The sequence below is a fragment of the Kocuria sp. CNJ-770 genome (assembly GCF_001942375.1).
GTDB lineage: Bacteria > Actinomycetota > Actinomycetes > Actinomycetales > Micrococcaceae > Kocuria > Kocuria oceani.
Genome location: NZ_MKJW01000110.1, coordinates 1 through 25,159, shown reverse-complemented (window position 1 = coordinate 25,159; position 25,159 = coordinate 1). Strand labels below are relative to the sequence as shown.

Sequence of the window (25,159 nt, the reverse complement as noted above, 5' to 3'; positions counted from 1 at the left end):
CCCGTCCGGCTCCGCCCCTGATCAGGAGCAGCCCTCCGCCGAGCAGGAGCCCTCCGCCCAGGCGTCCGACGCCTCCGGCGAGGGCTACGAGGGGTCGACGACCGGCACGCAGGAGAAGGCGCCGTCCCGCGACGAGGCCCTGGTGGAGACCGAGGAGCCCGTCATGGCGGACACCTCGGACGGGACGCAGCAGGACGACGCCGAGCGCGACGGTGCCCGCACCGAGAACGCCGGTGCGACGCCCGAGACCCCGACCGGCGACAACGCCGCCTACGTCACCCCGCTGGTGCGCAAGCTCGCCAAGAAGGAGGGCGTCGACCTGTCCACGCTCACCGGCACCGGCGTGGGCGGCCGCATCCGCAAGCAGGACGTACTGGCCGCCGCGGAGCAGCAGAAGAGCACGGCGGCCCCGGCCGCCGAGGCCCCGGCCGAGCAGCCCGCCGCCGCGGAGCCGCAGAAGGCTCCCGAGGCCGCGCCGGCCCCGGACGCCAAGCGCGGCACCACGGAGAAGGCCCCGCGCATCCGGATGACGATCGCCCAGCGCATGCGCGAGTCCCTGCAGGAGTCGGCCCAGCTGACCCAGGTGACCGAGGTCGACATGACCCGGGTGGCCGTGCTGCGCAACAAGGCCAAGGCGAAGTTCCAGGAGCGGGAGGGCGCCAAGCTCACCTTCCTGCCCTTCTTCGCCAAGGCCGTGGCCGAGGCGCTGCAGGCGCACCCCAAGCTCAACGCCACGTTCCGGGAGGCCGAGAAGGAGATCGTCTACAACGGCTCCGAGAACATCGCCATCGCGGTGGACACTCCCCGGGGCCTGCTGGTCCCGGTGATCAAGGACGCCGGGGACCTCAACCTGGGCGGGCTGGCCAAGCAGATCGCCGACCTCGGCTCCCGGGCCAAGGACGGCAGGATCGCCCCGGACGACCTCACCGGCGGCACCTTCACGATCACGAACATCGGTTCCTTCGGGGCGCTGTTCGACACCCCGATCATCAACCAGCCGCAGGTGGCCATCCTCGGCACGGGGTCGATCGTGAAGCGCCCGATGGTCGTGGCCGACGCCGACGGCAACGACACGATCGCGATCCGGCAGATGTGCTACCTGTCGCTGACCTACGACCACCGTCTGGTCGACGGCGCGGACGCCGGCCGGTTCCTGCAGGCGCTGAAGGCGCGCCTGGAGGAGGGTCGTTTCGAGTCCGAGGTCGGTCTCTGACCGGTCCCGCGGCCCGGCCCGGCGGGGTCTGAGCACCCGCCGGTGACACCCCGGCATCCAGGGGGCGTGTTCCTGATCACAGGGGGCACGCCCCCTCGTCGTGCCCCGGGAACGCTCGACCAGGCTTGGATCCATGACCCTCCTGAACGGACTTCTCGTCCTCCTGCACTTCGTCGGCGCCGCGATCATCGTGGGCACCCGGGTCTGCACGATCAAGCGTTCCACGGTCTCCCCGGATCAGTTCCACGCCTCCCTGCTCAGCCTGGTCACCGGGCTGCTGCTCGTGGCGATCCACGAGATGGGCGACGTCAACCACGTCAAGATCGCGGTCAAGCTGCTCGTGGCCCTGGCCGTGGCGGCGGCCGCGTTCGTGGGACAGCGGCGCACCGGGCGCGGCGAGCCGGTCTCGACCGGCCTGGCCCACGCGGTGGGCGGCCTGGCCCTCATCAACATGGCGGTCGCGACCCTCTGGTGAGAGCCGCCCCGCACGACCCTTCCCCCGGTGCCGCCGTTCAGCGCCGGGGGCTCCGCGTTGCCGCATCCATTCCCGCCGGGCGGTCCCGGCGGGGCTCCACGGAGGCCAGGCGCCATCCCTCCTCGCCGCGAACCAGGACGACGGCCACGGTCTGCACCCACCCCTCGCCCGCCGGCAGCACCGACGCGTCCCGGCCGGGATCGCCCCGGTAGCCCTCGACCCGCACCTCGGCCTCGAGCGTGACACCGCCCGGCGCGGTGGGCCCCGACCGCGGGGCGGCGCCCCGGATCCGCCCGGCCTCCAGCACGAGATCGGCGAACACCCGGTCCCCGGACGCGGCGGCCCGCGCGATGGTGGCGCGGTCGTCCGCCGCGGCCTCCGCCCCGGGGACGTAGACCCGGTCGAGCAGCCGGGTGTCCCCGGTCCGCAGGGCCTCGCCGCGCCGGGCGACGAGCCGGCGCAGGGCCTCCTGCGGTTCTCCCGGCTCGATCCGGTCCCCGGCGACCGGGGCGGCCGATGTCGGGGCGACCGGACCCAGGTGATGCGGATCCAGGAGGGCGGCCTCGGGAGCTCCTGCCGCCCCGCTCGGGGCGACGGGCGGGTCCGGCGGCCCCGGGTCCGGGTGCGGCAGCAGCAACGCGGTGCCGGCGGTCAGCACGAGCGCGGCTGCGAGGGCGGGCAGCGCCGTGCGCCGGCGGGAGGACGGGACGGCCGACGTGCCGTGCGCCGTCGGGCGGGAGAACCGGACGGCCGACGTGCCGTGCGCCGTCGGGTTGGAGGACCGGACGGCCGCGGGGCCGCGCGCGGCCCCGCGGGTTCGTGGTCCCGCCGCGGCCGGGGCCGCCGGGACCGGGAGGACCTCGAGCCCGGCGGCCAGCTCCGCGGCGGTAGGGCGGTCGGCCGGGTTCTCCGCCAGCGCGGTCTCCACCGCCCGGCGGAGCGGGTGCGGGACGTCCGGGCGCAGCCGTGCCAGGGGGGCCCGGTGCCGGTCGGCGGCCGGGGCCCGCCCCGTGAGCACGGTCCAGCAGACGACACCGAGGGCCCGTACGTCCTCCGGCGGGCTCCCGTGCCCGGGTCCCGGCCGTACTGCCGCCACGTCCGGGCCGCCGTCCGCCCCGCTGCCGGGCCGACTGCCTGCCCGGCTGCCGGGCTCCCACCCGGTCCCGCCATCGGCGCCGCTCGCCGACCCCCTGCCGGTTCCGGGCGGCGGCCCGTCAGGGACCTCCCGCCCGGCCCCGGCACCGTCCTCGGGCTGGGCCACGGTTGCGGTCCGGGCGGTGCGGAAGAGGATCTGCCGGGCGGTGAGCTCCCCGTGGCACCGGCCCAGGCCGTGCAGCACCGCCAGCCCCGCCGCGGCGTCGCGCAGCACCGCGGCCACCTCGTCCGCGGCCAGCGGCCCGCGCTCGGCCAGCCGCTCCGCCAGGGAGCCGCCCGGCAGGTACTCCTCGACGAGGCCCGCGGGCTCTGCGGCGGGTCCGAGCAGCCCGCGCACGGCCACCAGGTGGGGGTCCTCCCGGCCGGCCAGGTCGGCGGCGAGCGCCAGCAGGGCGCGGCGGGAGGCGCTACGCTCCGGCCCCTCCGCACCCGCGCAGAGCCGCAGGACGAAGAGCTCCCCGGAACGGGTCTCGCGCACGAGCCAGGAGCCGTCGCCGAGCCGCCGGACCGGCTCGAGCCCGTCGTCCGGCGGCAGCCGCGGGAGCGGTTCCGCCGCCGGGTGCGGCCGGGGACCGCGGGCGTCGTCGCGCACGGCCGCCGCGAGCCGGTCCCGCGCGGAGGCGGGGACCGGCCGGGACCCGGGGTGCCGGCCGCCGGATGCGGGGTTGCGGTCGTCCATGCGCCCAGCATGCCCGGTCGGGGGCCGGCGCCGTCCGCGCCGTCCACAGCCCGGGCCCGGGGCGGGTGTCGCCGCCGCGCGATAGGCTGGGGGCCATGTCCCTCTCCTTCGAACGGCTCGGCTTCGCCCCCCACCTCGTGGACTACCGCGCGGCGCTGGAGCTGCAGAAGAACGTGCACCGCGAGGTCGTCGCCGGTGAGCGGGCCAACACCGTGCTGCTGCTGGAGCACCCGCCCGTCTACACGGCCGGCCGGCGCACCGAGGCGCACGAGTACCCCTACGACGGCACCGAGGTCGTGGAGATCGGGCGCGGGGGCAAGCTCACCTACCACGGGCCCGGGATGCTCGTGGGCTACCCGATCGTGCGCCTGACCACGCCCATCGACGTCGTGCGCTTCGTGCGCCTGCTGGAGGAGATCATCCTGGCGGTGGTCGCGGACTTCGGGGTGCCGGCGACCACCGTGGCCGGCCGTTCGGGGGCGTGGGTGCTCGCGGACGAGCACGGCCCCGACCGCAAGATCGCGGCGATCGGCGTGCAGGTGTCGAAGCGGGCGACCATGCACGGCTTCGCCCTGAACTGCTCCAACGACCTGCGACCGTTCGGCAAGATCATCCCCTGCGGCATCACCGACGCCTCCGTCACGAGCCTGTCCCAGGAGACCGGGCGGCTCGTGACCCCGGAGACGGTGGTGGCGCGCATGGAGCAGGAAATATCCGCCCGCCAGGACGAGTTGTGCGAACAGTTCGACCCGTCCGGGCTCCCGGGGCCGCTGCCCTGGCCGACCACCGTCAGCTGATCCGCGCCGCCCCGGAACCACCGGGACCGTGAGCGCACCACCGTCGACATCTCGACAAGGAGACCGACCATGACCGTTGCCCCCGAGGGCCGCCGCCTGCTGCGCGTCGAGGCGCGCAACGCCGAGACACCCATCGAGAAGAAGCCGTCCTGGCTGAAGAACACCGCCCGCATGGGCCCGGAGTTCCAGGAGCTGAAGTCGCTGGCGCGCGGCAAGGGCCTGCACACGGTGTGCGAGGAGGCCGGCTGTCCCAACATCTACGAGTGCTGGGAGGACCGGGAGGCGACGTTCCTGATCGGCGGGTCCAAGTGCACCCGGCGCTGCGACTTCTGCGACATCGCCACCGGCAAGCCGGACCTGCTGGACGTCACCGAGCCGCGCAAGGTCGCCGAGTCCGTCCAGGAGCTGGGCCTGCGCTACGCCACCGTGACGGGCGTGGCCCGCGACGACCTCGACGACGGCGGGGCGTGGCTCTACGCCGAGACCATCCGGGCGATCCACACGCTCAACCCGAACACCGGGGTGGAGATCCTGATCCCGGACTTCCAGGGCAAGCCGGACCGGCTGCAGCAGGTCATCGACGCCGAGCCGGAGGTCTTCGCGCACAACGTGGAGACGGTCCCCCGCATCTTCCGCCAGATCCGCCCGGCGTTCACCTACGAGCGCTCCCTCGACGTGATCACCCAGGGCAAGGAGGCCGGGATGATCACGAAGTCGAACCTGATCCTCGGCATGGGCGAGACCAACGAGGAGATCCACGAGGCCCTGTGCGACCTCCACGACGCCGGGTGCGACATCATCACGCTCACCCAGTACCTGCGCCCTTCCCCCCTCTTCCACCCCATCGACCGGTGGGTGAAGCCGGAGGAGTTCGTGGAGCTCTCCCGGATGGCCGAGGAGATCGGCTTCCTGGGCGTCATGGCGGGGCCGATGGTCCGGTCCTCGTACCGTGCCGGGCGGCTGTGGGCCCGGGCGATGGAGAAGTCCGGCCGCGAGATCCCTGCCCACCTGGCGCACATCGAGGACGAGGGCTCCGCCTCCCAGGAGGCGTCCTCCCTGGTGCAGCGCCTGGGCTGAGCCGGGTCAGGTCACGGCACCTCCCACCCGCTAAACTGGAGGACGGACCACTGCGGGCGCTCCGGCGCCCGCCGTGGTCCCCGAACCACTGCCACCGCACCACAGGACGAGGTCTCACCGTGTCACCTTCCCACGCCAAGTCGCGCCCCGCGTCGCGATCCACCTCCTCCGGGAAGCCCACGGGGAAGCCGAGCGGGAAGCCGACCCGGGCGCAGAGGCGCGAGGCGAAGAAGCAGCGGAAGGCGGCCAAGGGCCCCGGCTTCCTCGGGCAGATCAAGCAGGTCTTCAAGATGACCCGCGAGGTCGAGCCCAACGTGGGCTGGTGGATGCTGCTGATCGGGCTCGGCGTGCTCCTGGTCTTCCTGCTCGTCGGCGCCCTGCTCGGCAACTGGATCACCGGGCTGCTCATCGGCCTGCCGTTCGCGCTGCTCTCCGCCTCGTTCTACCTGTCCCGGCGGGCCGAGCGCGCCGCGTTCGCCCGGATCGAGGACCAGCCCGGGGCCGCAGGGGCGGCCCTGTCCGCCCTGCGCCGCGGCTGGATCGTGGAGGAGCAGCCGGCCGCGATGGACCCGCGCACCCGCGACCTCGTCTTCCGCGCCATCGGCCGTCCCGGCGTGGTCCTCGTGACCGAGGGCCCCGCCGGCCGGGTCGACAAGATCGTCTCGAAGGAGCGCCGCCGGATCGGCCCCGTGATCCAGAACGTGCCGATCCACGTCATCAAGACCGGCAAGGGCGAGGGCCAGGTGCCCCTGCGCGAGCTGTCCAAGCAGATGAAGAAGCTCGACAAGAAGCTCACCCAGCAGGAGGTGCAGACGGTGCACAAGCGGATCAGCACGCTCGGCAACCGCCTGCCGATCCCCAAGGGCGTCGACCCGATGCGCGCCCGCCCGGACCGCAAGGCCATGCGCGGCCGCTGAGCGGCCCGACGACGGAGCCCCCGCCTTCCCACGGAAGGCGGGGGCTCCGTCGTCGGGGCGGCACCGCTCAGCGGGTGCGGACGAGGATCGTGTCCGCGGCCCGGTCGTGCAGGCCTCGCTGGTCCGGGTCGAAGACCACGGGCGGGATCAGCAGGCACAGCAGCAGCGAGCGCACCACGGCCCGGGCGAACCCGGCCGGGCGCCCGTCCAGCGTCTGCACCTGCAGGCCCGTCACCCAGTGCCCCGGGGTGTGCCCGGTGGCTCCGACCAGCAGCACGTTGAGCAGGAGCAGGAGGGCGAGGGTCACGAGCCCGTGCCGGTTCCACTGCGGGGCCAGCCACGCGGCGAGCGCCCAGCACAGGTACCAGTCCAGGGCCAGGGCCACGAGCCGCCGCCCGAGCCGGCCCACCGAGCCCGGCCCGGCCGCCGGGCGCCCCAGGCGCTGCCCCGGGTACTGCCGGGGGCCGGTCCCCGGGCCCTCGAGCCAGGAGCCGACGTCACGTCTGTCGATCATCCCCCCAGGGTATCGGGACGATCTCGCCTAGACTGACGCCAGACCGTGGCTCTCCCGGGCCGTGCCGTGTAACACCGAGGAAACACCCGGGACACGGAGCCTTAATGCCGGGTCCGTAGCGTTGACCCCGGAAAAGGACGCCGCACGAACGTCTCGGCACGGCGGTCCAGCCCATCTGAGAAGGGAAACAGCACATGTTCCAGACACCCGAGGAAGTCCTGGCGTACATCAAGGACGAGGAGATCGTCTTCGTCGACGTCCGGTTCACGGACATGCCCGGCGTGCAGCAGCACTTCAACCTCCCGGCCAAGTCGGTGGACGACGACTTCTTCGTGCACGGACAGCTGTTCGACGGCTCCTCCATCCGTGGCTTCCAGGGCATCGCCGAGTCGGACATGCAGCTGATCCCGGACCCGACCTCCGCGTTCGTGGACCCCTTCCGCGTGGAGAAGACCCTCGTGGTGACCTGCTCGATCGTGAACCCGCGCACCGGTGAGCCCTACCACCGCGACCCCCGCGGCGTCGCCGAGCGCGCCGAGGCCTACATGGCGTCCACCGGCATCGCCGACATCGCCAACTTCGCCTCCGAGGCCGAGTTCTTCATCTTCGAGGACGTCCGCTACGACGTCCAGCCGCAGGGCTCCTTCTACGCCATCGACTCCGACGAGGCCGCGTGGAACACCGGCCGCAAGGAGGAGGGCGGGAACCTGGGCAACAAGACCGCCACCAAGGGCGGCTACTTCCCGGTCTCCCCCGTGGACAAGCAGGCCGACCTGCGCGACGCGATGTGCGTGGCCCTGGACGAGGTGGGCCTCGAGGTCGAGCGCTCCCACCACGAGGTGGGCGGTCCCGGCCAGGCGGAGATCAACTACCGGTTCAACACCCTCACCAAGGCCGCCGACGACCTGCAGAAGTTCAAGTACGTCATCAAGAACACCGCGGACGCCTTCGGCAAGTCGGCCACGTTCATGCCCAAGCCGGTCTTCAACGACAACGGCTCCGGCATGCACTGCCACCAGTCGCTGTGGAAGGGCGGCGAGCCCCTCTTCTACGACGAGAAGGGCTATGCGGGCCTGTCCGACCTGGCCCGCTGGTACATCGGCGGTCTGCTCGAGCACTCCTCCGCCGTGCTCGCGTTCACCAACCCGACCGTGAACTCCTACCGCCGCCTGGTCAAGGGCTTCGAGGCCCCGGTCAACATGGTGTACTCGCAGGGCAACCGCTCCGCCGGCATCCGCATACCGATCACGGGCACCAACCCGAAGGCCAAGCGCCTCGAGTTCCGCGCCCCGGACCCCTCGTGCAACCCGTACCTGGCGTTCGCCGCCCAGCTGATGGCGGGCCTGGACGGGATCCGCAACCGCATCGAGCCGGCCGACCCGATCGACAAGGACCTCTACGAGCTGCCCGCCGAGGAGGCCAAGGACATCAAGAAGGCCCCGGCCTCCCTGGAGGAGGCGCTGCTGGCCCTGGAGGAGGACCACGAGTTCCTGCTGGCCGGGGACGTCTTCACCGAGGACACCGTCCGGTCCTGGATCGAGTACAAGCGCGAGTTCGAGCTCAAGCCGCTCTCCGTGGTCCCGCACCCGCTGGAGTTCTCCCTGTACTACGGCGTCTGACTCCCGCGGCCCCCGAGTCGCCGGCGCAGGCCCACGGGAACGGCCCCGGACCCCTCGAAGGGGTCCGGGGCCGTTTCCGTGGGCGGGCTCCCGCGCGCGGGATGGTCAGTGCCCGTAGAAGATCCGCTCGAACACGGCGCGGGCCTTGCGGGTGGTCCGCAGGTAGTCCTCCTCCAGGAGGCGGGCGCCACCATGGCCGTATCCGCACCAGCGGGCCACCGCCTCGAGGTCCGCACGCTTCGAGGGCAGGGCGTCGGAGCGGCGCCCCGTGCGCAGCACGTTGCCGTTGCGCACCGCGGTGGCCAGGCGCCAGGCGGCGGCCAGGGCCGCGGCGTCCTCGGGAAGGACCAGCCCGTCCTCCTCCGCGGCGCGCAGGGCGCGCAGCGTGCTGGTGGTCCGCAGCCCGGGGACCCGGTGCGCGTGCTGCAGCTGCAGGGTCTGCACGAGCCACTCCACGTCCGAGAGCCCGCCCCGGCCCAGCTTCACGTGCCGGGACGGGTCCGCCCCGCGCGGCAGGCGCTCGTTCTCGACCCGCGCCTTCATCCGGCGGACCTCCAGCAGCTGCGCCTCAGTGAACTCGGCCGGATAGCGGCGGGGGTCGATCACCCGGCGGAACGCCTCGGCCAGGTCGTCGCTGCCGGCCACGGGCAGCGCCCGGGTGAGGGCCTGGAACTCCCACGTCTGGGCCCACCGGGCGTAGTACTCCGCGTAGGAGTCGACGGAGCGCACCATGGGCCCCTGCTTGCCCTCGGGGCGCAGGTCGTTGTCGATCTCCAGCACCCGCTCCGCTACGATGGGCGGGCTGCACGGCGCCTTGAGCAGCTGCACCATCCGCTGCAGCAGGGTCTCGGCCTGCTCCCGGGCGGCGGCCGGGTCCGCGTCCCCCACGGGACCGTAGACGTACATGACGTCGGCGTCCGAGCCATAGCCGATCTCCCGCCCGCCCTGCCGCCCCATCGCGACGACCAGCACCTCGGCGACGCGGCCGGAGCGGTCGTAGACCTCGCGCTCCGCGGCGTGCAGGGCGCCCAGGATGCAGGCGCGGTCGATGTCGGACAGCGCCTCGGCGACCCGCTCGACGTCGAGCAGCCCGGACGTGTCCGCGAGCGCCACGCGCAGCTCCTCGCGGCGGCGGATCAGCCGGATCATCCGCATCGCCTCGCCCGAGTCGGGGTGCCGGGCCATCTGCGAGCGGATCTCGGTCCACAGGGTCTCGAAGGGGACGGGGCAGAGGTCGTCGTCCTGGCCGAGCCAGGCGGTCGCCTCCGGGGAGTTCTCCAGCAGGTCGGTGACGTAGCGGGAGCTGGACAGGATCTGGCACAGCCGCTCGGCCGCCGCGTTGGAGTCGCGCAGCAGCCGCAGGAACCAGGGGGTGGTGCCCAGGGACTCCGAGAGCCGCCGGAAGCCCAGCAGCCCGGCGTCGGCGTCCACCCCGTCGGCCAGCCAGGACAGGAGCACGGGCAGCAGGGTTCGCAGGATCTCGGCCCGCCGGCTCACCCCGCGGGTGAGGGCCTCGATGTGCCGCACGGCCACCTTCGGGTCCCGGTAGCCCAGGGCGGCCAGCCGGTCCCGCACCGACTCCGGGGAGAGGCTGGTGTCGCTCTCGGGCAGGTGGGCCAGCGCGGCCAGCAGCGGCCGGTAGAAGATCCGCTCGTGCATCCCGCGCACGTTGCGCTTGACCCTGCGCCACTCCTCGAGCAGCGACTCCGCCGAGGGCCGGGCGGTGTCCGCGGCGCCCCGCAGGGACCGGGCCACGGTCACCAGCTCCCGCTCGGCGCGCGGCATGAGGTGGGTGCGGCGCATGCGGTAGAGCTGGATCCGGTGCTCCAGCAGGCGCAGCCACCGGTAGTGCGCGGCGAACTGCTCGCTGTCGCGGCGGCCGATGTAGCCGCCCTCGGACAGCGCGCGCAGCGAGTCGGTGGTGGCCTGGGTGCGGACCCGCTCGTCCGTGCGCCCGTGCACGAGCTGCAGCAGCTGGACGGTGAACTCGACGTCGCGCAGACCGCCGGGGCCCAGCTTGATCTGCCGCTCGGCCTCGGCGTCGGGGATGTTGTCGGTGACCCGGCGCCGCATGGCCTGCACGGACTCCACGAAGCCCTCGCGCGCGGCGCTGCGCCAGACGTGCGGCTCGATCGCCTCCCGGTAGGCCTGGCCCAGCTGCGGGTCCCCCGCGATGGGGCGGGCCTTGAGCAGGGCCTGGAACTCCCAGGACTCCGCCCAGCGCTCGTAGTAGCGCACGTGGGACTCCAGGGTGCGCACCAGCGGCCCGTCCTTGCCCTCGGGGCGCAGGTTGGCGTCCACCTCCCACAGCGGCGGTTCTCCCGCGCGCGCCATGATCGCCCGGGCGGTGCCCGTGGCGAGGGCGGTGGCGATGCTCGTCGCCTCCGTGCTGTCGGGCCCGTCCTCCTCGGGCCCGGCGTCCACGGCCATGACGTGGACCACGTCGACGTCGGAGATGTAGTTGAGCTCCCGTGCCCCGCACTTGCCCATCCCGATCACGGCCAGCCGCACCCGGTCCACGAGCTCGGGGGCCCAGGTCCGTGCCGCCTCGGCCCGGGAGACGGCCAGGGCCGCCTCGAGCGCGGCGGCGGCGAGGTCGGCCAGCTGCCGGCCCACCGCCGGCATGTGGTCGGCCGGATAGAGGGCCCCGACGTCGCGGATCGCGATGCGGGTCAGCTCCCTGCGGTAGGCGACGCGCAGGGCGGTGTAGGCGTCGTCGCCGGTGTCCCCGGCCACCGGGGTCCGGGCCGCGGGGTCGGCGCCCACCGCGCGCAGCAGCGCGGTGCGGAACTGCTCCGCGGGGATCTCCTCCGGCTCGGCGGCGGCCGGCTCCGCGAGCAGGTCGAGGTGCTCGGGCCGGCGCAGCAGGAACTCGCCCAGCGCCTCGGAGGCCCCCAGCAGCCGGAACAGGGTCTCGGAGGCCTCCGGGCCGGCGTTGATCCGCTCGGCCAGCTGGGGGGAGCCCTCCAGCAGGCGGACCGTCAGCTGCAGGGCGACGTCGGGCGAGGCGGCCAGCGCCAGGCCCTCCAGCAGCCGGTCCTGGTCCACCGGGGCGAGCTCCGGGAACCCCAGCCAGCGCTGGGCGTTGGCCGTGTCCGCGAAGCCGAGCTTGATGAGCCGGCCGGAGGCGACGGGGTCCGTGGCGGAGGCGGACTGGGGAGGATGGGTCATGGCGCGCTCCGTCCCGGGCTCAGAGGATGCCGAGGTTGTTCTTGAGCTCGAAGGGGGTGACCACGCGACGGTAGTCGTTCCAGTCCCGGCGCTTGTTGCGCAGGAAGTAGTCGTAGACCTGCTCCCCGAGCAGCTCGGCCATGAACTCCGACTCCTCCGTCTCCCGGATGGCGTCGTAGAGGCTCGAGGGCAGCGGGTTGTGCCCCAGGGCGCGGCGCTCGGCGGAGCTCATCGCGGCGACGTCGTCCAGCTCCACGGGCGGGAGGTCGTACTCGTTCTCGATGCCCTGCAGTCCCGCCGCGAGCAGCGCGGCGTAGGACAGGTACGGGTTGGTCGCGGAGTCGATGCCGCGGTACTCGATCCGCGCGGCCTGCACCTTGTCCGGCTTGGACAGCGGCACCCGCACGAGGGCGGAGCGGTTGTTGTGCCCCCAGGAGAGGTAGGAGGGTGCCTCTCCCCCGCCCCAGAGCCGCTTGTAGGAGTTCACGAACTGGTTGGTCACCGAGGTGAACTCCGGGGCGTGCCGGAGGATGCCGGCGATGAAGTGCCGGGCCGTGCGGGAGAGCCGGAACTCGGAGCCGCCGTCGAAGAAGGCGTTGGTGTCCCCCTCGAAGAGGGAGAAGTGGGTGTGCATGCCCGAGCCGGGGTGCTCCGTGAAGGGCTTCGGCATGAAGGTGGCGTACAGCCCCTGGGCCAGCGCCACCTCCTTGATCACGGTGCGGAACGTCATGATGTTGTCGGCCGTCTGCAGGGCGTCGGCGTAGCGCAGGTCGATCTCGTTCTGCCCCGGGCCGGCCTCGTGGTGGGAGAACTCCACGGAGATCCCCACGGCCTCGAGCATGTTGACGGCCTTGCGCCGGAAGTCCTGCACGACGCCGCCGGGCACGTGGTCGAAGTAGCCCTCGTGGTCGACCGGCACCGGCTGGCCCTCGGCGTCGAGGTCCGCGGACTTCAGCAGGTAGAACTCGATCTCCGGGGCGGTGTAGCAGGTGAAGCCCATGTCGGAGGCCTTCTCCAGGACCCGCTTGAGCACCCCTCGCGGGTCCGAGGAGGCGGGCTCCCCGTCCGGGGTGAGGATGTTGCAGAACATCCGCGCGGTGGGCTCGGTCTCCCCGCGCCAGGGCAGGATCTGGAACGTGGAGGGGTCGGGCTGCAGGAGCATGTCCGCTTCGGAGACGCGGGAGAGGCCCTCGATCGAGGACCCGTCGAAGCCGAGCCCCTCCTCGAAGGCGGCCTCCACCTCGGCCGGGGCCAGCGCCACCGACTTGAGGCTGCCGACCACGTCCGTGAACCACATCCGCACGAAGCGCACGTCCCGCTCCTCGATGGTCCTGAGGACGAACTCCTGCTGACGGTCCATGGCTGTGTTCCTCGTCTTCCTGCCCGCGGCCGGGGCCGCGGGCGTGTGCCGTGCCGACACGGGCACGCCTGCTGTCCAGGCCACTCTAACGCGCCCGCCCGGGCCCTCCGCCGGGCGCGCGGAGCCCGCCGGTTAGGCTGGGGCCATGACCCAGGAGACCACCCGCCCGGAGCCGGGCGCGCTCGACGTGCGCCGGGTGCGCACCCACCACCTGCGCGAGGCCAAGCGCCGCGGCGAGAAGTTCACCATGCTCACGAGTTACGACGCGCTCACGGCGGCGATCTTCGACGCCGCCGGCGTCGACACGCTGCTCGTCGGGGACTCCGCGGGCAACAACGTCCTGGGCTACGCCACCACCCTGCCGGTGACCGTGGACGAGCTGCTGCCGCTGTGCCGTGCCGTGTCCGGTGCCGCCGAGCGCGCGTTCGTCGTCGCCGACCTGCCCTTCGGGTCCTACGAGGCCTCCCCGGAACAGGCGGTGACCACCGCGGTGCGCTTCCTCAAGGAGGGCGGGGCGCACGCGGTGAAGCTGGAGGGCGGGGCCTGGTTCGCCCCGCACGTGCGGGCCATGGTCCAGGCCGGGGTGCCGGTCGTGGCGCACCTGGGCTTCACGCCGCAGAGCGAGCACGCCCTGGGCGGCTACCGGGTGCAGGGCCGCGGCGACGCCGCGCAGGCCCTGGTCGAGGACGCCCGCGCCCTCGAGTCCGCCGGGGCCTTCTGCCTGGTCCTGGAGATGGTCCCGGCCGAGGCCGCCCGCGCCGTGGACGCCGCCGTGGACATCCCCACCGTGGGGATCGGCGCCGGGTCCGGGACCACCGGCCAGGTGCTGGTGTGGCAGGACATGCTGGGACTGCGCCCCGGACGGATGCCCCGTTTCGTGCAGCAGTACGCGGACCTCCACGGGGTGGTCACCGACGCCGTGGGCCGCTACGTCCGGGACGTGCGCACCGGGACCTTCCCCGGTCCCGAGCACAGCTTCTGAGCCGCGGCGCTCACCCCTCGTCGAAGGCGCGGTCCTCCTCGTCCCACTTCCGGGTGCGCTCCGCCGCGAGCTTCAGGGCGTTCTGCGCCTCCTGGCGCGTGGCGTAGGGACCGAGCAGCTTGCGATAGTCCGACTGCGGGCCCTCCTCGACCTCGTGGGTGTAGACGTTGAACCAGAACTCGCTCATGACCTCTCCTTCCCCGAGCCGCCGGGGCCACCTCGACCGGACCGGCCGGGCACCCGGCGCGTTAGGGTAGATCCTAGGCCCCGACGGGGCCGGCAGACCCGAAGAACCAGGAGGACCAGACCCCCGTGCTCTCGCACAACCTCACCGCTCCCGGCGGCACCGCCCCCGTCGGCGCCCTCGCTCCCGGGTCCCTGAGCCCCCGGCGTCCCGTCCCGGCGTCCATCCCGCGGCCCGAGTACGTCGGCCGGGCCGAGCCCGACGAGGGCCGGGGCGGGAACGTCTACCCGCCCGAGGAGGTCGAGCTGATCCGGGAGGCGGGCCGGATCGCGGCCCGCGCCCTGCAGGAGGCCGGCCGGGCCGCCGTGCCCGGCGCCACCACCGATGACCTGGACCGGATCGCCCACGAGTACCTGTGCGACCACGGCGCCTATCCGTCCTGCCTGGGCTACCGGGGTTTCCCGAAGTCCATCTGCACGTCCCTCAACGAGGTGATCTGCCACGGCATCCCCGACTCCACGGTGCTGGAGGAGGGCGACATCATCAATCTCGACGTCACGGCCTACAAGAACGGCTTCCACGGCGACACGAACCGGATGTTCCTGGTGGGCGAGGTCGACGAGCAGTCCCGCCTGCTCGTCGAGCGCACCGAGGAGGCGCTGACCCGGGCCGTCAACGCCGTCCGGCCCGGCCGCGAGATCAACGTCATCGGCCGGGTGATCGAGAAGTACGCCCGGCGCTTCGGCTACGGCGTGGTCCGCGACTTCACCGGCCACGGCGTGGGCCGGGAGTTCCACTCCGGGCTCATCGTCCCGCACTACGACGCCGCCCCGTCCTACGCCACCCTCATGGTGCCCGGCATGGTCTTCACGATCGAGCCCATGCTGACCCTCGGCACGATCCACTGGGAGCAGTGGGACGACGACTGGACGGTCACCACCAGGGACCGGATGCGCACCGCGCAGTTCGAGCACACGCTGGCCGTGACGGAGGACGGCGTGGACGTGCTGACCCTGCCGTAGACTGCGCACTGATCATCCGACCACGGCCCCGGGAGGACCGCCCCATGACCACACCAGATCGCACCGTCGCGGACGTCCCGCACCGGCGAGTCATCGGTATCGACTTCGGCGGCACCGGGACCAAGGGCGGCATCGTCGACCTGGACACCGGTGAGCTCGTCGGCGAGCGCTTCCGCATCCCCACCCCGCGGCCGGCCACGCCGGAGAAGGTGGCGGAGGTCGTGGAGCAGATCGTGGCGGAGCTGCAGTCCCGCCCCGAGGCCCCGGCGCCGGACTCGCCGGTGGGCATCGTCTTCCCGGCGATCATCAAGGACGGGGTGGCCCTGTCCGCGGCGAACATCGACAAGTCCTGGATCGGCACGGACGTGGACGCGCTGATGACGGAGCGGCTGGGGCGGCCGGTCGAGGCGCTCAACGACGCCGACGCCGCGGGCCTGGCCGAGGCGGTCTACGGGGCCGGGCGCGGGGTGAAGGGCCTGGTCATCGTGATCACCCTGGGCACCGGCATCGGCTCGGCCCTGATCCTCAACGGCAAGCTGGTGCCCAACGCCGAGCTCGGCCACCTGGAGATCGACGGCCACGACGCCGAGACGAAGGCCTCCGCGGCGGCGCGCGAGCGCGAGGACATGCCCTGGAAGAAGTGGGCGACCACGCGGCTGCAGCGCTACTTCAGCCACGTCGAGTTCCTGTTCACCCCGAGCCTGTTCGTCGTGGGCGGCGGGGTGTCGAAGAAGGCGGACAAGTTCCTGCCCTTCCTGGAGCTGCGCACGCCGGTGAAGGTCGCCGAGCTGCGCAACAACGCGGGCATCGTGGGGGCGGCCCTGTGGGCGGGCATCCCGCACACGCCCGAGAGCTGACCCCCCCCCACCAGTACCGCACCGGGAGAGAATCGTGAACAGGACCGAGGGAGAAGTCCGTCTGCCGAGCGTGGCCATCGGAGTGCCGACCTATCGGCGGCCGGAGGTGCTGCCCCGCCTGCTCCGAGAGCTGGGCGAACAGGCCGACGACCTCCTCGGGCGGACGGGGCGGCCCGCCGTGGCCGGGTCCGTGCGGATCGTCCTGGCCGACAACGACCCGGACCGCTCGGCGGAGACCACCGTGGCCGAGCTGGCGCGCTCCTGTGCGGAGGGCGGACCGGAGGTGCGGTACGTGAGCGAACCGGTTCCCGGCATCGCCGCGGTGCGCAACCGGCTGCTCGAGGACACGGCCGACGCGGACGTCCTGCTCAGCATCGACGACGACGAGCGTCCCCGACCGGGCTGGGCACGGCACCTGCTGGAGACCTGGAACCGGACGGGGGCGGCCTTCGTGGCCGGCAGGGTCGTCCCCGAGTACACCGGCGAGGTCGACCCGTGGCTGCTGGCCGGCCGGTTCTTCGTGCGCCGGCAGCTGCCCACGGGGACCACCGTCCCGTTCGCGGCCGGCGGGAACATGCTCCTCGACCTCGCCCAGGTCCGGGCCGCCGGGGTGCGCTACCGCGACGACTTCGGCCTCTCCGGGGGAGAGGACACCGTCTTCACCAAGGAGCTGCACGCCGCAGGCCGTTCCATCGTCTGGTGCAACGAGTCGGAGGCCGTGGACGTCGTGCCGGCCGAGCGTCAGACCCGCCGTTGGGTCCTGATCCGGGCCCTCAGTCACGGGAACTCCACGGTTTTGTCCGACACCGTACTGGCGCCCTCCCGTCGGCGCCGGGCGGTCCGCGCCCAGGCCGCCGTCGCGGGTCTGGTGCGACTGGGAGGCGGCGCCGGCCGGGCTCTCGGGGGCTTCGCGGGCCGGGCGCCCGTGCACCAGGCCCGCGGGCTGCGCACCGCGTGCCGCGGCGCGGGGATGCTGCTCGGGGCGGCCGGCTGGTCGTACGAGGAGTACGGGCGCGACGGCCGGCTCGCCCGCTTCCGGCCGGGGGCATGAGCTCCGTGCTCCGCACCGGCTCCCTTCGCGCCCGGACAGCGCGCGGCGTCCTGCGCCCGGCCGCACGGGTGCTCGGGACACCTGTGCGCGTGCGGACGGACGCGCCGCGGATCGCACTGACGTTCGACGACGGGCCGGTGCGCGGGGTCACCCCCGGCATCCTGGACGTGCTGCGCGACTTCGACGCCCGCGCCACCTTCTTCGTGCTCATGACCAGGGCCCGACCCGACCCCGGCCTTGTGCGGGAGCTGGGCGCGGCCGGCCACGAGGTCGGCCTGCACGGGGCCGACCACCGCTCCCTGCGCACGTTCACGCCCGGGGAGGTCCGCGACCGGACACGACGTGCCCGGGACGAGCTGGAGCAGATCACCGGAGCATCCGTGACCTGGTTCCGGCCGCCCTACGGCGAGCAGTCCCCGGCGAGGTGGGCGGCGGTGCGCAGCCTGGGCCTGGAGCCGGTGCTGTGGTCCGCCACCACTTGGGACTGGAAGGACGTCCCGCAGGCCCGCCGTGTCGAGAAGGCCATCGACGGCTGCTCCGCCGGGGCCATCCTGCTGGCCCACGACAACTTCGCCGACGAGGTCGACGGTGTCAGCGACGGGCCCCGGCCCGAGGTGGACAAGACGGACCTGCTCACCCGCGTGCTCTCCGGGCTGGCCGAGCGCGGGACGTCGGCCACGACGGTGTCCGAGCTACTCGGCACGGGCCGCTTCGAGCGACGCATCAGCTTCGCCGGCTGATCGACGGCAGAAAAAACCCGCCGGGGGCCGCGGCTTCCCCTCCGCAGCCCCCGGCGGGAGCTTGTTACGTTCCTTACTCTACGACCCTCCTCCGGCCTGCGGCAAGGGACACGCCGGGACGTGTCGCCGCGGTGCGGCGCTCACAGCAGCCGGGGCTGGGACACGCCGTCGAGGCTGCGGGGCCGGGCCCGGCGGCCGGAACGCTTCTTCGCCCCGGCACCGGCGGGCTCCACCGCGGCGGGGATGGTCTGCTGGCCGGACTGCTCGGCCTGCTGCTGCCGCAGCAGGTCGATGGCCTCCTCGAAGTCGCCGAGGCCGTCGAAGGCCTGGTAGACGCTCGCGAAGCGGAGGTAGGCCACCACGTCCAGGCGGCGCAGCGGGGCCAGGATCGCCAGTCCCACCTCGTGGGCCTCGATCTCCGCGGCGCCCAGGGCACGGATCGTCTCCTCGACCTCCTGGGCGAGCATCGCGAGGTCGTCCTCGCTCACCGGCCGCCCCTGGCAGGCCTTGCGCACCCCGTTGACGATCTTCTGCCGGTCGAAGGGCTCGGTGACGCCCGAGCGCTTGATCACGGAGATCGTGGTCGTCTCGAGCGTGGTGAACCGGCGGCCGCACTCGGAGCACTGGCGGCGGCGGCGGATCGCCGTCCCGTCGTCCGTGGTGCGGCTGTCCACGACGCGGGAGTCGGTGTGGCGGCAGAACGGGCAGTGCACGGTCGGATCAGCCCCCGGTGCGGATCGTGATGGCCGCGCCGTGCGCGGGGAGGTCCTCGGAGTCGGCCAGCGCCACGATGTCCGCGCCGATCTCGGCGAGGGCCTCCCGGGAGTACTCCACGACCTGCACGGCCTTCAGGAAGGAGGTGGTGGACAGACCCTGCGCGTGCACGGCCGTGCCCCCGGTGGGGAGCACGTGGTTGGACCCGGCGGCGTAGTCGCCCAGCGGGACGGGACTGTACGGGCCCACGAAGATGGCCCCGGCGTTGCGCACCCGGGCGGCGACCTCCTGCGGGGCGGCGGTGTGGATCTCGAGGTGCTCGGCGGCGTAGGCGTCGGCCACCGCGATCGAGGCGTCGAGGTCGTCGGTGAGCACCGCCCCGGACTGCGGTCCGGACAGCGCGGTGGCGACCCGCTCGCGGTGCCGGGTGCGGGGCACCTGCACGGCGAGCTCCGCCGCGACGCGCTCGGCCAGGGCCGGCGAGTGGGTGATCAGCACGGACCCGGCGGCGGGGTCGTGCTCGGCCTGGGAGATGAGGTCGGCGGCGACGTAGGCGGGGTTCGCGGTGTCGTCGGCCAGCACGGCGATCTCGGTGGTCCCCGCCTCCGCGTCCACGCCCACCACGGAGCGCAGCAGCCGCTTGGCCGTGGCCACGTAGACGTTGCCGGGGCCGGTGACGGTGTCCACGGGCTCCAGCACGTCCTCGCCGTCGACCACGCCGTGGGCCATGGCCGCGAGGGACTGGGCCCCGCCGACGGCCCAGACCTCGTCCACCCCGAGGAGACCGGCCGCGGCGAGGATCGTGGGGTGCGGCAGGCCGCCGAACTCCCGCTGCGGCGGGCTGCACAGGACGATCGAGCCGACCCCGGCCGCCTGGGCCGGGACGACGTTCATGACCACCGACGAGGGGTAGACGGCCAGTCCGCCCGGGACGTAGAGACCGGCCCGGCGGATGGGGGTCCAGCGCTGGACCAGGACGGCGCCGGGAGCGACCTCGAGGCGGGCGTCGGCCGGGCGCTGGGCCGCCGCGAACGCCCGGGTGCGCTGGATCGCCGTCTGCAGGCCGCGGCGCACCGCGGGGTCCAGTGCGTCGACCGCCCGCCGGATCTCGGCGGGGTCCACGCGCAGCCGCTGCTGCTCCACGCCGTCGAAGCGCCGGGCGTAGCGGCGCAGGGCGGCGGCGCCCTCCGCGCGGACGGCGGCGATGATCTCCTCCACGGCCTGCTCGGCGGAGGCCAGGGAGGAGGTGCTCTGCCGGGGCACGGCCGCGCGCAGCTCGGCCCAGGACAGCTGCCGGCCGCGGAGGTCGATCGTGCGCAGGGCGGGAGTCGTGGTGGTCTCAGCAGTAGTCACGTGTCCATGGTATTCCACCGCACCACCGCCGGCGGGGCCCGGGTCTTGCGCTCCGCGGCCGGCTCGGCTAGACCTCCAGGCAGGTGGGCCCGAGCAGCACCTTCAGGTCCCCGAACAGGGCCGGGGAGGGGTTCACCCGCAGGTCCGGGCCCAGCCGCAGGATCTGCACCTTCTGCCGGGTCTCGAGGTGGATGCGCACCTCGGAGTCCCCGCGGTGGTTGCGCAGCACCGCCCCGATCTCCTGCACGGTGGCCTCGGTGGCCCGGAACTCGGGCAGCGCGATCAGCACCGGCCCGTTGTGCCCGTCCGCGGAGAGCTCCGGCACGGTCAGCTCCTGGGCCGAGATGGTCACCGACCCGTCGTCCCGGCGCTGCAGCCGGCCCTTGATCACGCAGATCAGGTCCTCGGCCAGCACCCCGGCGATGGGGGCGTAGGCCTTGCCGAAGAACATGATCTCGATCGAGCCGGTCCGGTCCTCGAGCTCCACCCGGGCGTAGGCGTTGCCGGAGGTCTTGGCGATCCGCCGGGACAGGGAGGTGATCATGCCCGCGACCGTGACGACCGCGCCGTCGGGCCGGCCGTCCTCCCCCAGCAGCGGCTGGATCGAGGTGTCGGCGTACTGCCCCAGGGCCTCGTCGAGCCCGCGCAGCGGGTGGTCGGACACGTACAGGCCCAGCATCTCGCGCTCGAAGGCCAGCAGGTCCTTGCGCTCCCACTCGGGGACGTCGGGCACCGCCACGGTCAGGGAGGTGGTGGGGTCCTCCTCGTCCAGGCCCATCCCGCCGAAGAGGTCGAACTGCCCGGCCGCCTCCTGGCGCTTGACGGCCACCGTGGCGTCCACGGCCTCCTCGTGGCACATCACGAGGCCCCGCCGGGTGTGGCCCAGGCGGTCGAACGCGCCGGCCTTCACGAGGGACTCGATGGTGCGCTTGTTGCACACCACCGCGGGCACCTTGGCGAGGAAGTCGTTGAAGGAGGTGAAGGCCCCGTGCTCCTCCCGGGCCTCGACCATGGCGCCGACCACGTTGGCCCCCACGTTGCGCACCGCGCCCATGCCGAAACGGATGTCGGTGCCCACCGGGGTGAAGTTCAGCGCGGACTCGTTGACGTCCGGGGGCAGCACGGTGATGCCCATCCGGCGGCACTCGGTGAGGTAGAGGGCCAGCTTGTCCTTGTCGTCGCCCACCGAGGTGAGCAGCGCGGCCATGTACTCGGCCGGGTAGTGCGCCTTGAGGTAGGCCGTCCAGTAGGAGACGAGGCCGTAGGCCGCGGAGTGGGCCTTGTTGAAGGCGTAGTCGGAGAACGGCAGCAGGATGTCCCACAGGGCCTTGATCGCCCCCTCCGAGTAGCCGCGCTCCGCCATGCCCCCGTGGAAGCCCTCGTACTGCTTGTCCAGCTCGGACTTCTTCTTCTTGCCCATGGCGCGGCGCAGGATGTCGGCCTGGCCCAGGGAAAAGCCGGCCACCTTCTGGGCGATCGCCATGACCTGCTCCTGGTAGACGATCAGCCCGTAGGTGGTGTTGAGGATCTCGGCGAGCGGCTCCTCGAGCTCGGGGTGGATCGGGGTGATCTCTTGCTGGCCGGTCTTGCGCAGCGCGTAGTTGGTGTGCGAGTTCGCGCCCATCGGACCGGGCCGGTAGAGGGCGATCACGGCGGAGATGTCCTCGAAGTTGTCCGGGCGCATGAGCTTGAGCAGCTGGCGCATGGGCCCGCCGTCGAGCTGGAACACCCCGAGGGTGTCGCCGCGGGCCAGCAGCTCGTAGGACTCGGCGTCCTCGAGGCCGAGGTGCTCGAGGTCCAGGACGAAGCCGTCCTGGTTGAGCGTGATGTTCTCCAGGGCGTCGGAGATGATGGTGAGGTTGCGCAAGCCCAGGAAGTCCATCTTGATCAGCCCCAGCCCCTCGCACGTGGGGTAGTCGAACTGGGTGATCACCTGGCCGTCCTGCTCGCGGCGCATGATCGGGATGATGTCGATCAGCGGGTGCGAGGACATGATCACGCCCGCCGCGTGCACCCCCCACTGCCGCTTGAGGCCCTCGAGCCCCTCGGCGGTCTCGAAGATCTTCTTCGCCTCGGGGTCCTGGGCGAGGACCTCGCGCAGCTCGTCCGCCTCGCCGTGGCGCTTGGCGGACTCGTCGTAGACGTCCTTGAGGGAGATGCCCTTGCCCATCACGTCCGGCGGCATGGCCTTGGTCAGCTTCTCCCCCATGGAGAACGGGTAGCCCAGCACGCGGGAGGAGTCCTTCAGGGCCTGCTTGGCCTTGATGGTGCCGTAGGTGACGATCATGGCCACGCGCTCGTCGCCGTACTTCTCGGTGACGTAGTGGATGACCTCCGAGCGGCGGCGGTCGTCGAAGTCGACGTCGAAGTCGGGCATGGACACGCGGTCCGGGTTGAGGAAGCGCTCGAAGATCAGCCCGTGCTGGAGCGGGTTCAGCTCGGTGATGCGCATGGCGTAGGCGACCATGGACCCGGCCCCGGAGCCGCGGCCCGGGCCCACGCGGATCCCGTTGTTCTTCGCCCAGTTGATGAAGTCGGCCACCACCAGGAAGTACCCGGGGAAGCCCATCTGCAGGATGATGCCCTTCTCGTAGTCCGCCTGGCGCTGGACGTCCTCGGGGATCCCGCCCGGGAAGCGGTGGTGCAGGCCCTTCTGGACCTCCTCCACGAACCAGGACTCCTCGTCGTGGCCCTCCGGGGTCGGGAAGCGGGGCATGTAGTTGGCGGAGGTGTCGAACTCCACGTGGCACCGCTCGGCGATCTCGAGGGTGTTGTCGCAGGCCTCCGGGAAGTCGCGGAAGAGCTCGCGCATCTCGGCCGGGGACTTCAGGTAGAACTCGTCCGCGTCGAACTTGAACCGCTTGGGGTCGGCCAGGGACGAGCCCGACTGCACGCACAGCAGCGCCGCGTGGGACTTCGCGTCCTCGGCGTGGGTGTAGTGCAGGTCGTTGGTGGCCACCAGCGGCAGCTGCAGGTCCTTGGCCAGCTTGAGCAGGTCGCTCGTGACGTTCTTCTCGATCGCGAGGCCGTGGTCCATGAGCTCGCAGTAGAAGTTCTCGGCCCCGAAGATGTCGCGGAACTCCGCGGCGGCCTGCCGGGCCTCCTGGTACTGGCCCAGGCGCAGCCGGGTCTGGATCTCCCCGGAGGGGCAGCCCGTGGTGGCGATCAGGCCCTTGCCGTAGGTGCTCAGCAGCTCCCGGTCCATGCGCGGCTTGTACAGCTGGCCCTCGAGGGAGGCCAGGGAGGAGGCGCGGAACAGGTTCTGCATGCCCTGCGTCGTCTCCGCCAGCAGGGTCATGTGCGTGTAGGCGCCGCCGCCGGAGACGTCGTCCCGGCCGCCGTCGGCGAACTTCACGCGGGTGCGGTCCGAGCGGGCGGTGCCCGGGGTGAGGTAGGCCTCCACCCCGATGATCGGCTTGATCCCCGCGTTGCGGGCCTTGTTCCAGAAGTCGAAGGCGCCGAAGACGAAGCCGTGGTCGGTGGTCGCGAGGGAGGACATCCCCATCTCGTGACAGGCCTCGAAGAGGTCGTCGAGCCGTGCCGCACCGTCGAGCATGGAGTACTCGGTGTGCACGTGCAGGTGGGTGAAGCTGTTCTTGCCGGATGCCGTCGTCACCCGACCAGTGTAGTCGTCCCCGCCGACCGCTCCGCCGCGCCGGGGCCCGCCGGGTCAGGCGGGCCCACCGTCCCGGAGGGTCTCCAGGGCGAAGGCGAGATCCGGCGGATAGGGGCTGTCGAACTCGACCGGCTCCCCCGTGCCCGGGTGCTCGAAGCCGAGCCCCTTGGCGTGCAGCCACTGCCGGGTCAGCCCCAGTCCGGCCGACAGCGCCGGGTCCGCCCCGTAGGTCAGGTCCCCGCAGCAGGGGTGGCGCAGCGCGGAGAAGTGCACCCGGATCTGGTGGGTGCGCCCGGTCTCCAGGTGCACCTCCACCAGGGCCGCGCGCCCGAAGGCCTCCAGCACCTCGTAGTGGGTGACCGACGCGCGCCCGCCCTCGACCACGGCGAAGCGCCAGTCGTAGCCGGGGTGCCGCCCGATCGGGGCGTCGACGGTCCCGCGCAACGGGTCCGGCAGGCCCTGGACCACGGTGTGGTAGACCTTCGTGACCGTCCGCTCCTTGAACGCCCGCTTGAGCGCGGTGTACGCCCGCTCGGTGCGGGCCACGACCATCAGCCCGGACGTGCCGACGTCCAGCCGGTGCACCACGCCCTGCCGCTCCGGCGCCCCGGAGGTGCTCACGCCCACACCGGCCCCGGCCAGGGCGCCCACCACGGTGGGGCCCTTCCAGCCCGGCGACGGGTGCGCGGCCACCCCCGCCGGCTTGTCGATCACCACGATGTCGTCGTCCAGGTGGACCACCCGGAAGTCCTCGACCAGCTGCGGCACGATCCGGGACGGGTCCTCCGGCACGGGCACCTGCACCGTGAGCGTCTGGGCCGCCTCCACCCTGAAGGACTTGGGGACCGGGCGGTCGCGGTGCAGCACCCGCCCCTCCGCGCACAGGGTGGCGGCCGCGGAACGGGACAGGCCCGCGAGCGCGGCGACCGCCGCGTCCGCGCGCTGGCCCTCCAGCTCGGGCGGCACGGTGAAGCGCTCGGTGGTGTGCTCCGGCTCAGCCACGGGAGCCCTCCTCCTCCGGTACGGTGCGGTCCGCGGTCCGGGTACCGTCGAGCTCCCGGCCGAGCAGGGTCAGGAGCACCACCAGGCCCACGCCCACCACGACCCCGCAGTCGGCGATGTTGAAGATCGCGAAGCGCGGCACGGCGATGAAGTCCACCACGTGGCCCACCGCGAAGCCCGGCTCCCGCAGGAGGCGGTCGGTGAGGTTGCCGAGGGCCCCGCCGAGGACCAGCCCCAGGGCCAGCGCCCACCCGGCCGAGCGCACCCGTCGCAGGGTCAGCACGATGACCACGGAGACGACCGCCATGACCACGGTGAACAGCCAGGTCACGTTCTCGCCCAGGGAGAACGCCGCCCCGGGGTTGCGGATGAACTGCCACCACAGCAGGCCCTCGACCACCGGGGTCCGCTGGCCGAGCGCCATGGTGCTCACCACCCACCACTTGGTGAGCTGGTCCAGGACGTAGACCAACAGCGCGGCGCCCGCGGCCAGGAACAGCACGCGGCGCCGGCCCGCCCCGCCGGTGGTGCCCGCGGGGGCTTCGGGGTGCTCGCTCATGCTCTCCTCGGGAGGGGTCGGGGGGGCGGGGCCGGACGGCCGGGCCCGGGTCCATGGTGCCACGTCGGCCGGGGCGGGCGCGGAGCGGGGACCCGACGGAGG

General features: G+C 72.9%; 21 protein-coding genes. 11 read left to right on the top strand and 10 right to left on the bottom strand.

From position 1 onward, the window contains the following. Positions 1-1,213: 2-oxoglutarate dehydrogenase, E2 component, dihydrolipoamide succinyltransferase (sucB, locus tag BJF77_RS12780; RefSeq protein ID WP_083665145.1), on the top strand; the 1,213-nt coding region annotated here is incomplete at its 5' end. A gap of 133 nt (positions 1,214-1,346) precedes the next feature. Next, on the top strand, positions 1,347-1,688 hold the full coding sequence (locus tag BJF77_RS12775; protein ID WP_075872410.1) for a hypothetical protein: 342 nt from the start codon (positions 1,347-1,349) through the stop codon (positions 1,686-1,688). Between the two features lie 37 nt (positions 1,689-1,725). Here the strand turns inward: BJF77_RS12775 and BJF77_RS12770 are convergent, their stop codons facing one another. Continuing rightward, positions 1,726-3,522, bottom strand: a complete 1,797-nt coding sequence (locus tag BJF77_RS12770; protein ID WP_075872409.1) for a protein kinase — start codon at positions 3,520-3,522, stop codon at positions 1,726-1,728. 95 nt (positions 3,523-3,617) lie between these two features. On the opposite strand from BJF77_RS12770, the gene lipB reads away from it, so the two are divergent. The 3 genes from lipB (at position 3,618) to BJF77_RS12755 (ending at position 6,313) form a co-directional block, all read left to right on the top strand. Beyond that, positions 3,618-4,319, top strand: coding sequence for a lipoyl(octanoyl) transferase LipB (lipB, locus tag BJF77_RS12765; protein ID WP_047802532.1), 702 nt, complete (start codon positions 3,618-3,620; stop codon positions 4,317-4,319). Positions 4,320-4,388: 69 nt separating this feature from the next. Then, on the top strand, positions 4,389-5,396 hold the full coding sequence (lipA, locus tag BJF77_RS12760) for a lipoyl synthase (protein WP_075872408.1): 1,008 nt from the start codon (positions 4,389-4,391) through the stop codon (positions 5,394-5,396). A gap of 119 nt (positions 5,397-5,515) precedes the next feature. Further along, complete coding sequence (locus BJF77_RS12755) at positions 5,516-6,313, top strand: DUF4191 domain-containing protein (protein WP_047801480.1); 798 nt, start codon at positions 5,516-5,518, stop codon at positions 6,311-6,313. A gap of 67 nt (positions 6,314-6,380) precedes the next feature. Here BJF77_RS12755 and BJF77_RS12750 read toward each other — a convergent pair whose 3' ends face one another. Further along, complete coding sequence (locus tag BJF77_RS12750; protein ID WP_047801481.1) at positions 6,381-6,827, bottom strand: RDD family protein; 447 nt, start codon at positions 6,825-6,827, stop codon at positions 6,381-6,383. A 194-nt stretch (positions 6,828-7,021) separates the two neighbouring features. Here BJF77_RS12750 and glnA (BJF77_RS12745) point away from each other — a divergent pair, with 194 nt between their 5' ends. Next, complete coding sequence (glnA, locus tag BJF77_RS12745) at positions 7,022-8,446, top strand: type I glutamate--ammonia ligase (protein WP_075872407.1); 1,425 nt, start codon at positions 7,022-7,024, stop codon at positions 8,444-8,446. A gap of 105 nt (positions 8,447-8,551) precedes the next feature. Here glnA (BJF77_RS12745) and BJF77_RS12740 read toward each other — a convergent pair whose 3' ends face one another. Further along, on the bottom strand, positions 8,552-11,617 hold the full coding sequence (locus BJF77_RS12740) for a bifunctional [glutamine synthetase] adenylyltransferase/[glutamine synthetase]-adenylyl-L-tyrosine phosphorylase (protein ID WP_075872406.1): 3,066 nt from the start codon (positions 11,615-11,617) through the stop codon (positions 8,552-8,554). A 19-nt stretch (positions 11,618-11,636) separates the two neighbouring features. Next, positions 11,637-12,977 (bottom strand): type I glutamate--ammonia ligase, encoded by a 1,341-nt coding sequence (gene glnA / locus BJF77_RS12735; RefSeq protein ID WP_047801484.1) that lies wholly within the window; start codon positions 12,975-12,977, stop codon positions 11,637-11,639. A 145-nt stretch (positions 12,978-13,122) separates the two neighbouring features. On the opposite strand from glnA (BJF77_RS12735), the gene panB reads away from it, so the two are divergent. Next, positions 13,123-13,959: a 3-methyl-2-oxobutanoate hydroxymethyltransferase gene (gene panB / locus BJF77_RS12730; RefSeq protein ID WP_075872405.1), complete on the top strand. Its 837-nt coding sequence runs from the start codon at positions 13,123-13,125 to the stop codon at positions 13,957-13,959. A gap of 10 nt (positions 13,960-13,969) precedes the next feature. On the opposite strand, the gene BJF77_RS20140 is transcribed toward panB, so the two are convergent. Next, the gene (locus tag BJF77_RS20140) at positions 13,970-14,146 is read right to left on the bottom strand and encodes an SPOR domain-containing protein (RefSeq protein ID WP_139318569.1); all 177 of its coding nucleotides are present in this window, start codon (positions 14,144-14,146) and stop codon (positions 13,970-13,972) included. Between the two features lie 125 nt (positions 14,147-14,271). Here BJF77_RS20140 and map point away from each other — a divergent pair, with 125 nt between their 5' ends. From map to BJF77_RS12710, 4 genes are read left to right on the top strand one after another with little or no spacing between them, the layout of a single operon-like run. Then, positions 14,272-15,165 (top strand): type I methionyl aminopeptidase, encoded by an 894-nt coding sequence (gene map, locus BJF77_RS12725; protein WP_047801486.1) that lies wholly within the window; start codon positions 14,272-14,274, stop codon positions 15,163-15,165. 44 nt (positions 15,166-15,209) lie between these two features. Continuing rightward, complete coding sequence (gene ppgK, locus BJF77_RS12720) at positions 15,210-16,022, top strand: polyphosphate--glucose phosphotransferase (protein WP_075872404.1); 813 nt, start codon at positions 15,210-15,212, stop codon at positions 16,020-16,022. Positions 16,023-16,056: 34 nt separating this feature from the next. After that, positions 16,057-17,073: a glycosyltransferase gene (locus tag BJF77_RS12715; protein WP_075872403.1), complete on the top strand. Its 1,017-nt coding sequence runs from the start codon at positions 16,057-16,059 to the stop codon at positions 17,071-17,073. Beyond that, on the top strand, positions 17,070-17,813 hold the full coding sequence (locus BJF77_RS12710; protein ID WP_075872402.1) for a polysaccharide deacetylase family protein: 744 nt from the start codon (positions 17,070-17,072) through the stop codon (positions 17,811-17,813). Before BJF77_RS12715 ends, BJF77_RS12710 begins: the two co-directional genes overlap by 4 nt. 140 nt (positions 17,814-17,953) lie before the next feature. Here BJF77_RS12710 and nrdR read toward each other — a convergent pair whose 3' ends face one another. The 5 genes from nrdR to lspA all read right to left on the bottom strand — a co-directional run bounded on the left by nrdR (position 17,954) and on the right by lspA (position 25,057). Then, the gene (gene nrdR / locus BJF77_RS12705) at positions 17,954-18,526 is read right to left on the bottom strand and encodes a transcriptional regulator NrdR (protein ID WP_047801488.1); all 573 of its coding nucleotides are present in this window, start codon (positions 18,524-18,526) and stop codon (positions 17,954-17,956) included. Positions 18,527-18,533: 7 nt separating this feature from the next. After that, on the bottom strand, positions 18,534-19,880 hold the full coding sequence (gene hisD / locus BJF77_RS12700; protein WP_075872401.1) for a histidinol dehydrogenase: 1,347 nt from the start codon (positions 19,878-19,880) through the stop codon (positions 18,534-18,536). Positions 19,881-19,947: 67 nt separating this feature from the next. Continuing rightward, on the bottom strand, positions 19,948-23,496 hold the full coding sequence (gene dnaE / locus BJF77_RS12695) for a DNA polymerase III subunit alpha (protein WP_047801490.1): 3,549 nt from the start codon (positions 23,494-23,496) through the stop codon (positions 19,948-19,950). A gap of 54 nt (positions 23,497-23,550) precedes the next feature. Next, complete coding sequence (locus tag BJF77_RS12690; protein WP_047801491.1) at positions 23,551-24,498, bottom strand: RluA family pseudouridine synthase; 948 nt, start codon at positions 24,496-24,498, stop codon at positions 23,551-23,553. Beyond that, positions 24,491-25,057 carry a signal peptidase II gene (lspA, locus tag BJF77_RS12685; RefSeq protein WP_075872400.1) on the bottom strand — a complete coding sequence of 189 codons (567 nt, stop codon included), beginning with the start codon at positions 25,055-25,057 and terminating at the stop codon, positions 24,491-24,493. The genes BJF77_RS12690 and lspA overlap by 8 nt, the downstream gene beginning before the upstream one ends. Positions 25,058-25,159: the final 102 nt, after the last annotated feature.

Excerpts from the sequence above, each read along its gene's own strand:
- BJF77_RS12775 (WP_075872410.1), top strand. The coding sequence starts at position 1,347 with ATGACCCTCCTGAACGGACTTCTCGTCCTCCTGCACTTCGTCGGCGCC.
- BJF77_RS12770 (WP_075872409.1), bottom strand. The coding sequence starts at position 3,522 with ATGGACGACCGCAACCCCGCATCCGGCGGCCGGCACCCCGGGTCCCGG.
- lipB (WP_047802532.1), top strand. The coding sequence starts at position 3,618 with ATGTCCCTCTCCTTCGAACGGCTCGGCTTCGCCCCCCACCTCGTGGAC.
- lipA (WP_075872408.1), top strand. The coding sequence starts at position 4,389 with ATGACCGTTGCCCCCGAGGGCCGCCGCCTGCTGCGCGTCGAGGCGCGC.
- BJF77_RS12750 (WP_047801481.1), bottom strand. The coding sequence starts at position 6,827 with ATGATCGACAGACGTGACGTCGGCTCCTGGCTCGAGGGCCCGGGGACC.
- glnA (WP_075872407.1), top strand. The coding sequence starts at position 7,022 with ATGTTCCAGACACCCGAGGAAGTCCTGGCGTACATCAAGGACGAGGAG.
- BJF77_RS12740 (WP_075872406.1), bottom strand. The coding sequence starts at position 11,617 with ATGACCCATCCTCCCCAGTCCGCCTCCGCCACGGACCCCGTCGCCTCC.
- glnA (WP_047801484.1), bottom strand. The coding sequence starts at position 12,977 with ATGGACCGTCAGCAGGAGTTCGTCCTCAGGACCATCGAGGAGCGGGAC.
- panB (WP_075872405.1), top strand. The coding sequence starts at position 13,123 with ATGACCCAGGAGACCACCCGCCCGGAGCCGGGCGCGCTCGACGTGCGC.
- BJF77_RS20140 (WP_139318569.1), bottom strand. The coding sequence starts at position 14,146 with ATGAGCGAGTTCTGGTTCAACGTCTACACCCACGAGGTCGAGGAGGGC.
- ppgK (WP_075872404.1), top strand. The coding sequence starts at position 15,210 with ATGACCACACCAGATCGCACCGTCGCGGACGTCCCGCACCGGCGAGTC.
- BJF77_RS12710 (WP_075872402.1), top strand. The coding sequence starts at position 17,070 with ATGAGCTCCGTGCTCCGCACCGGCTCCCTTCGCGCCCGGACAGCGCGC.
- lspA (WP_075872400.1), bottom strand. The coding sequence starts at position 25,057 with ATGAGCGAGCACCCCGAAGCCCCCGCGGGCACCACCGGCGGGGCGGGC.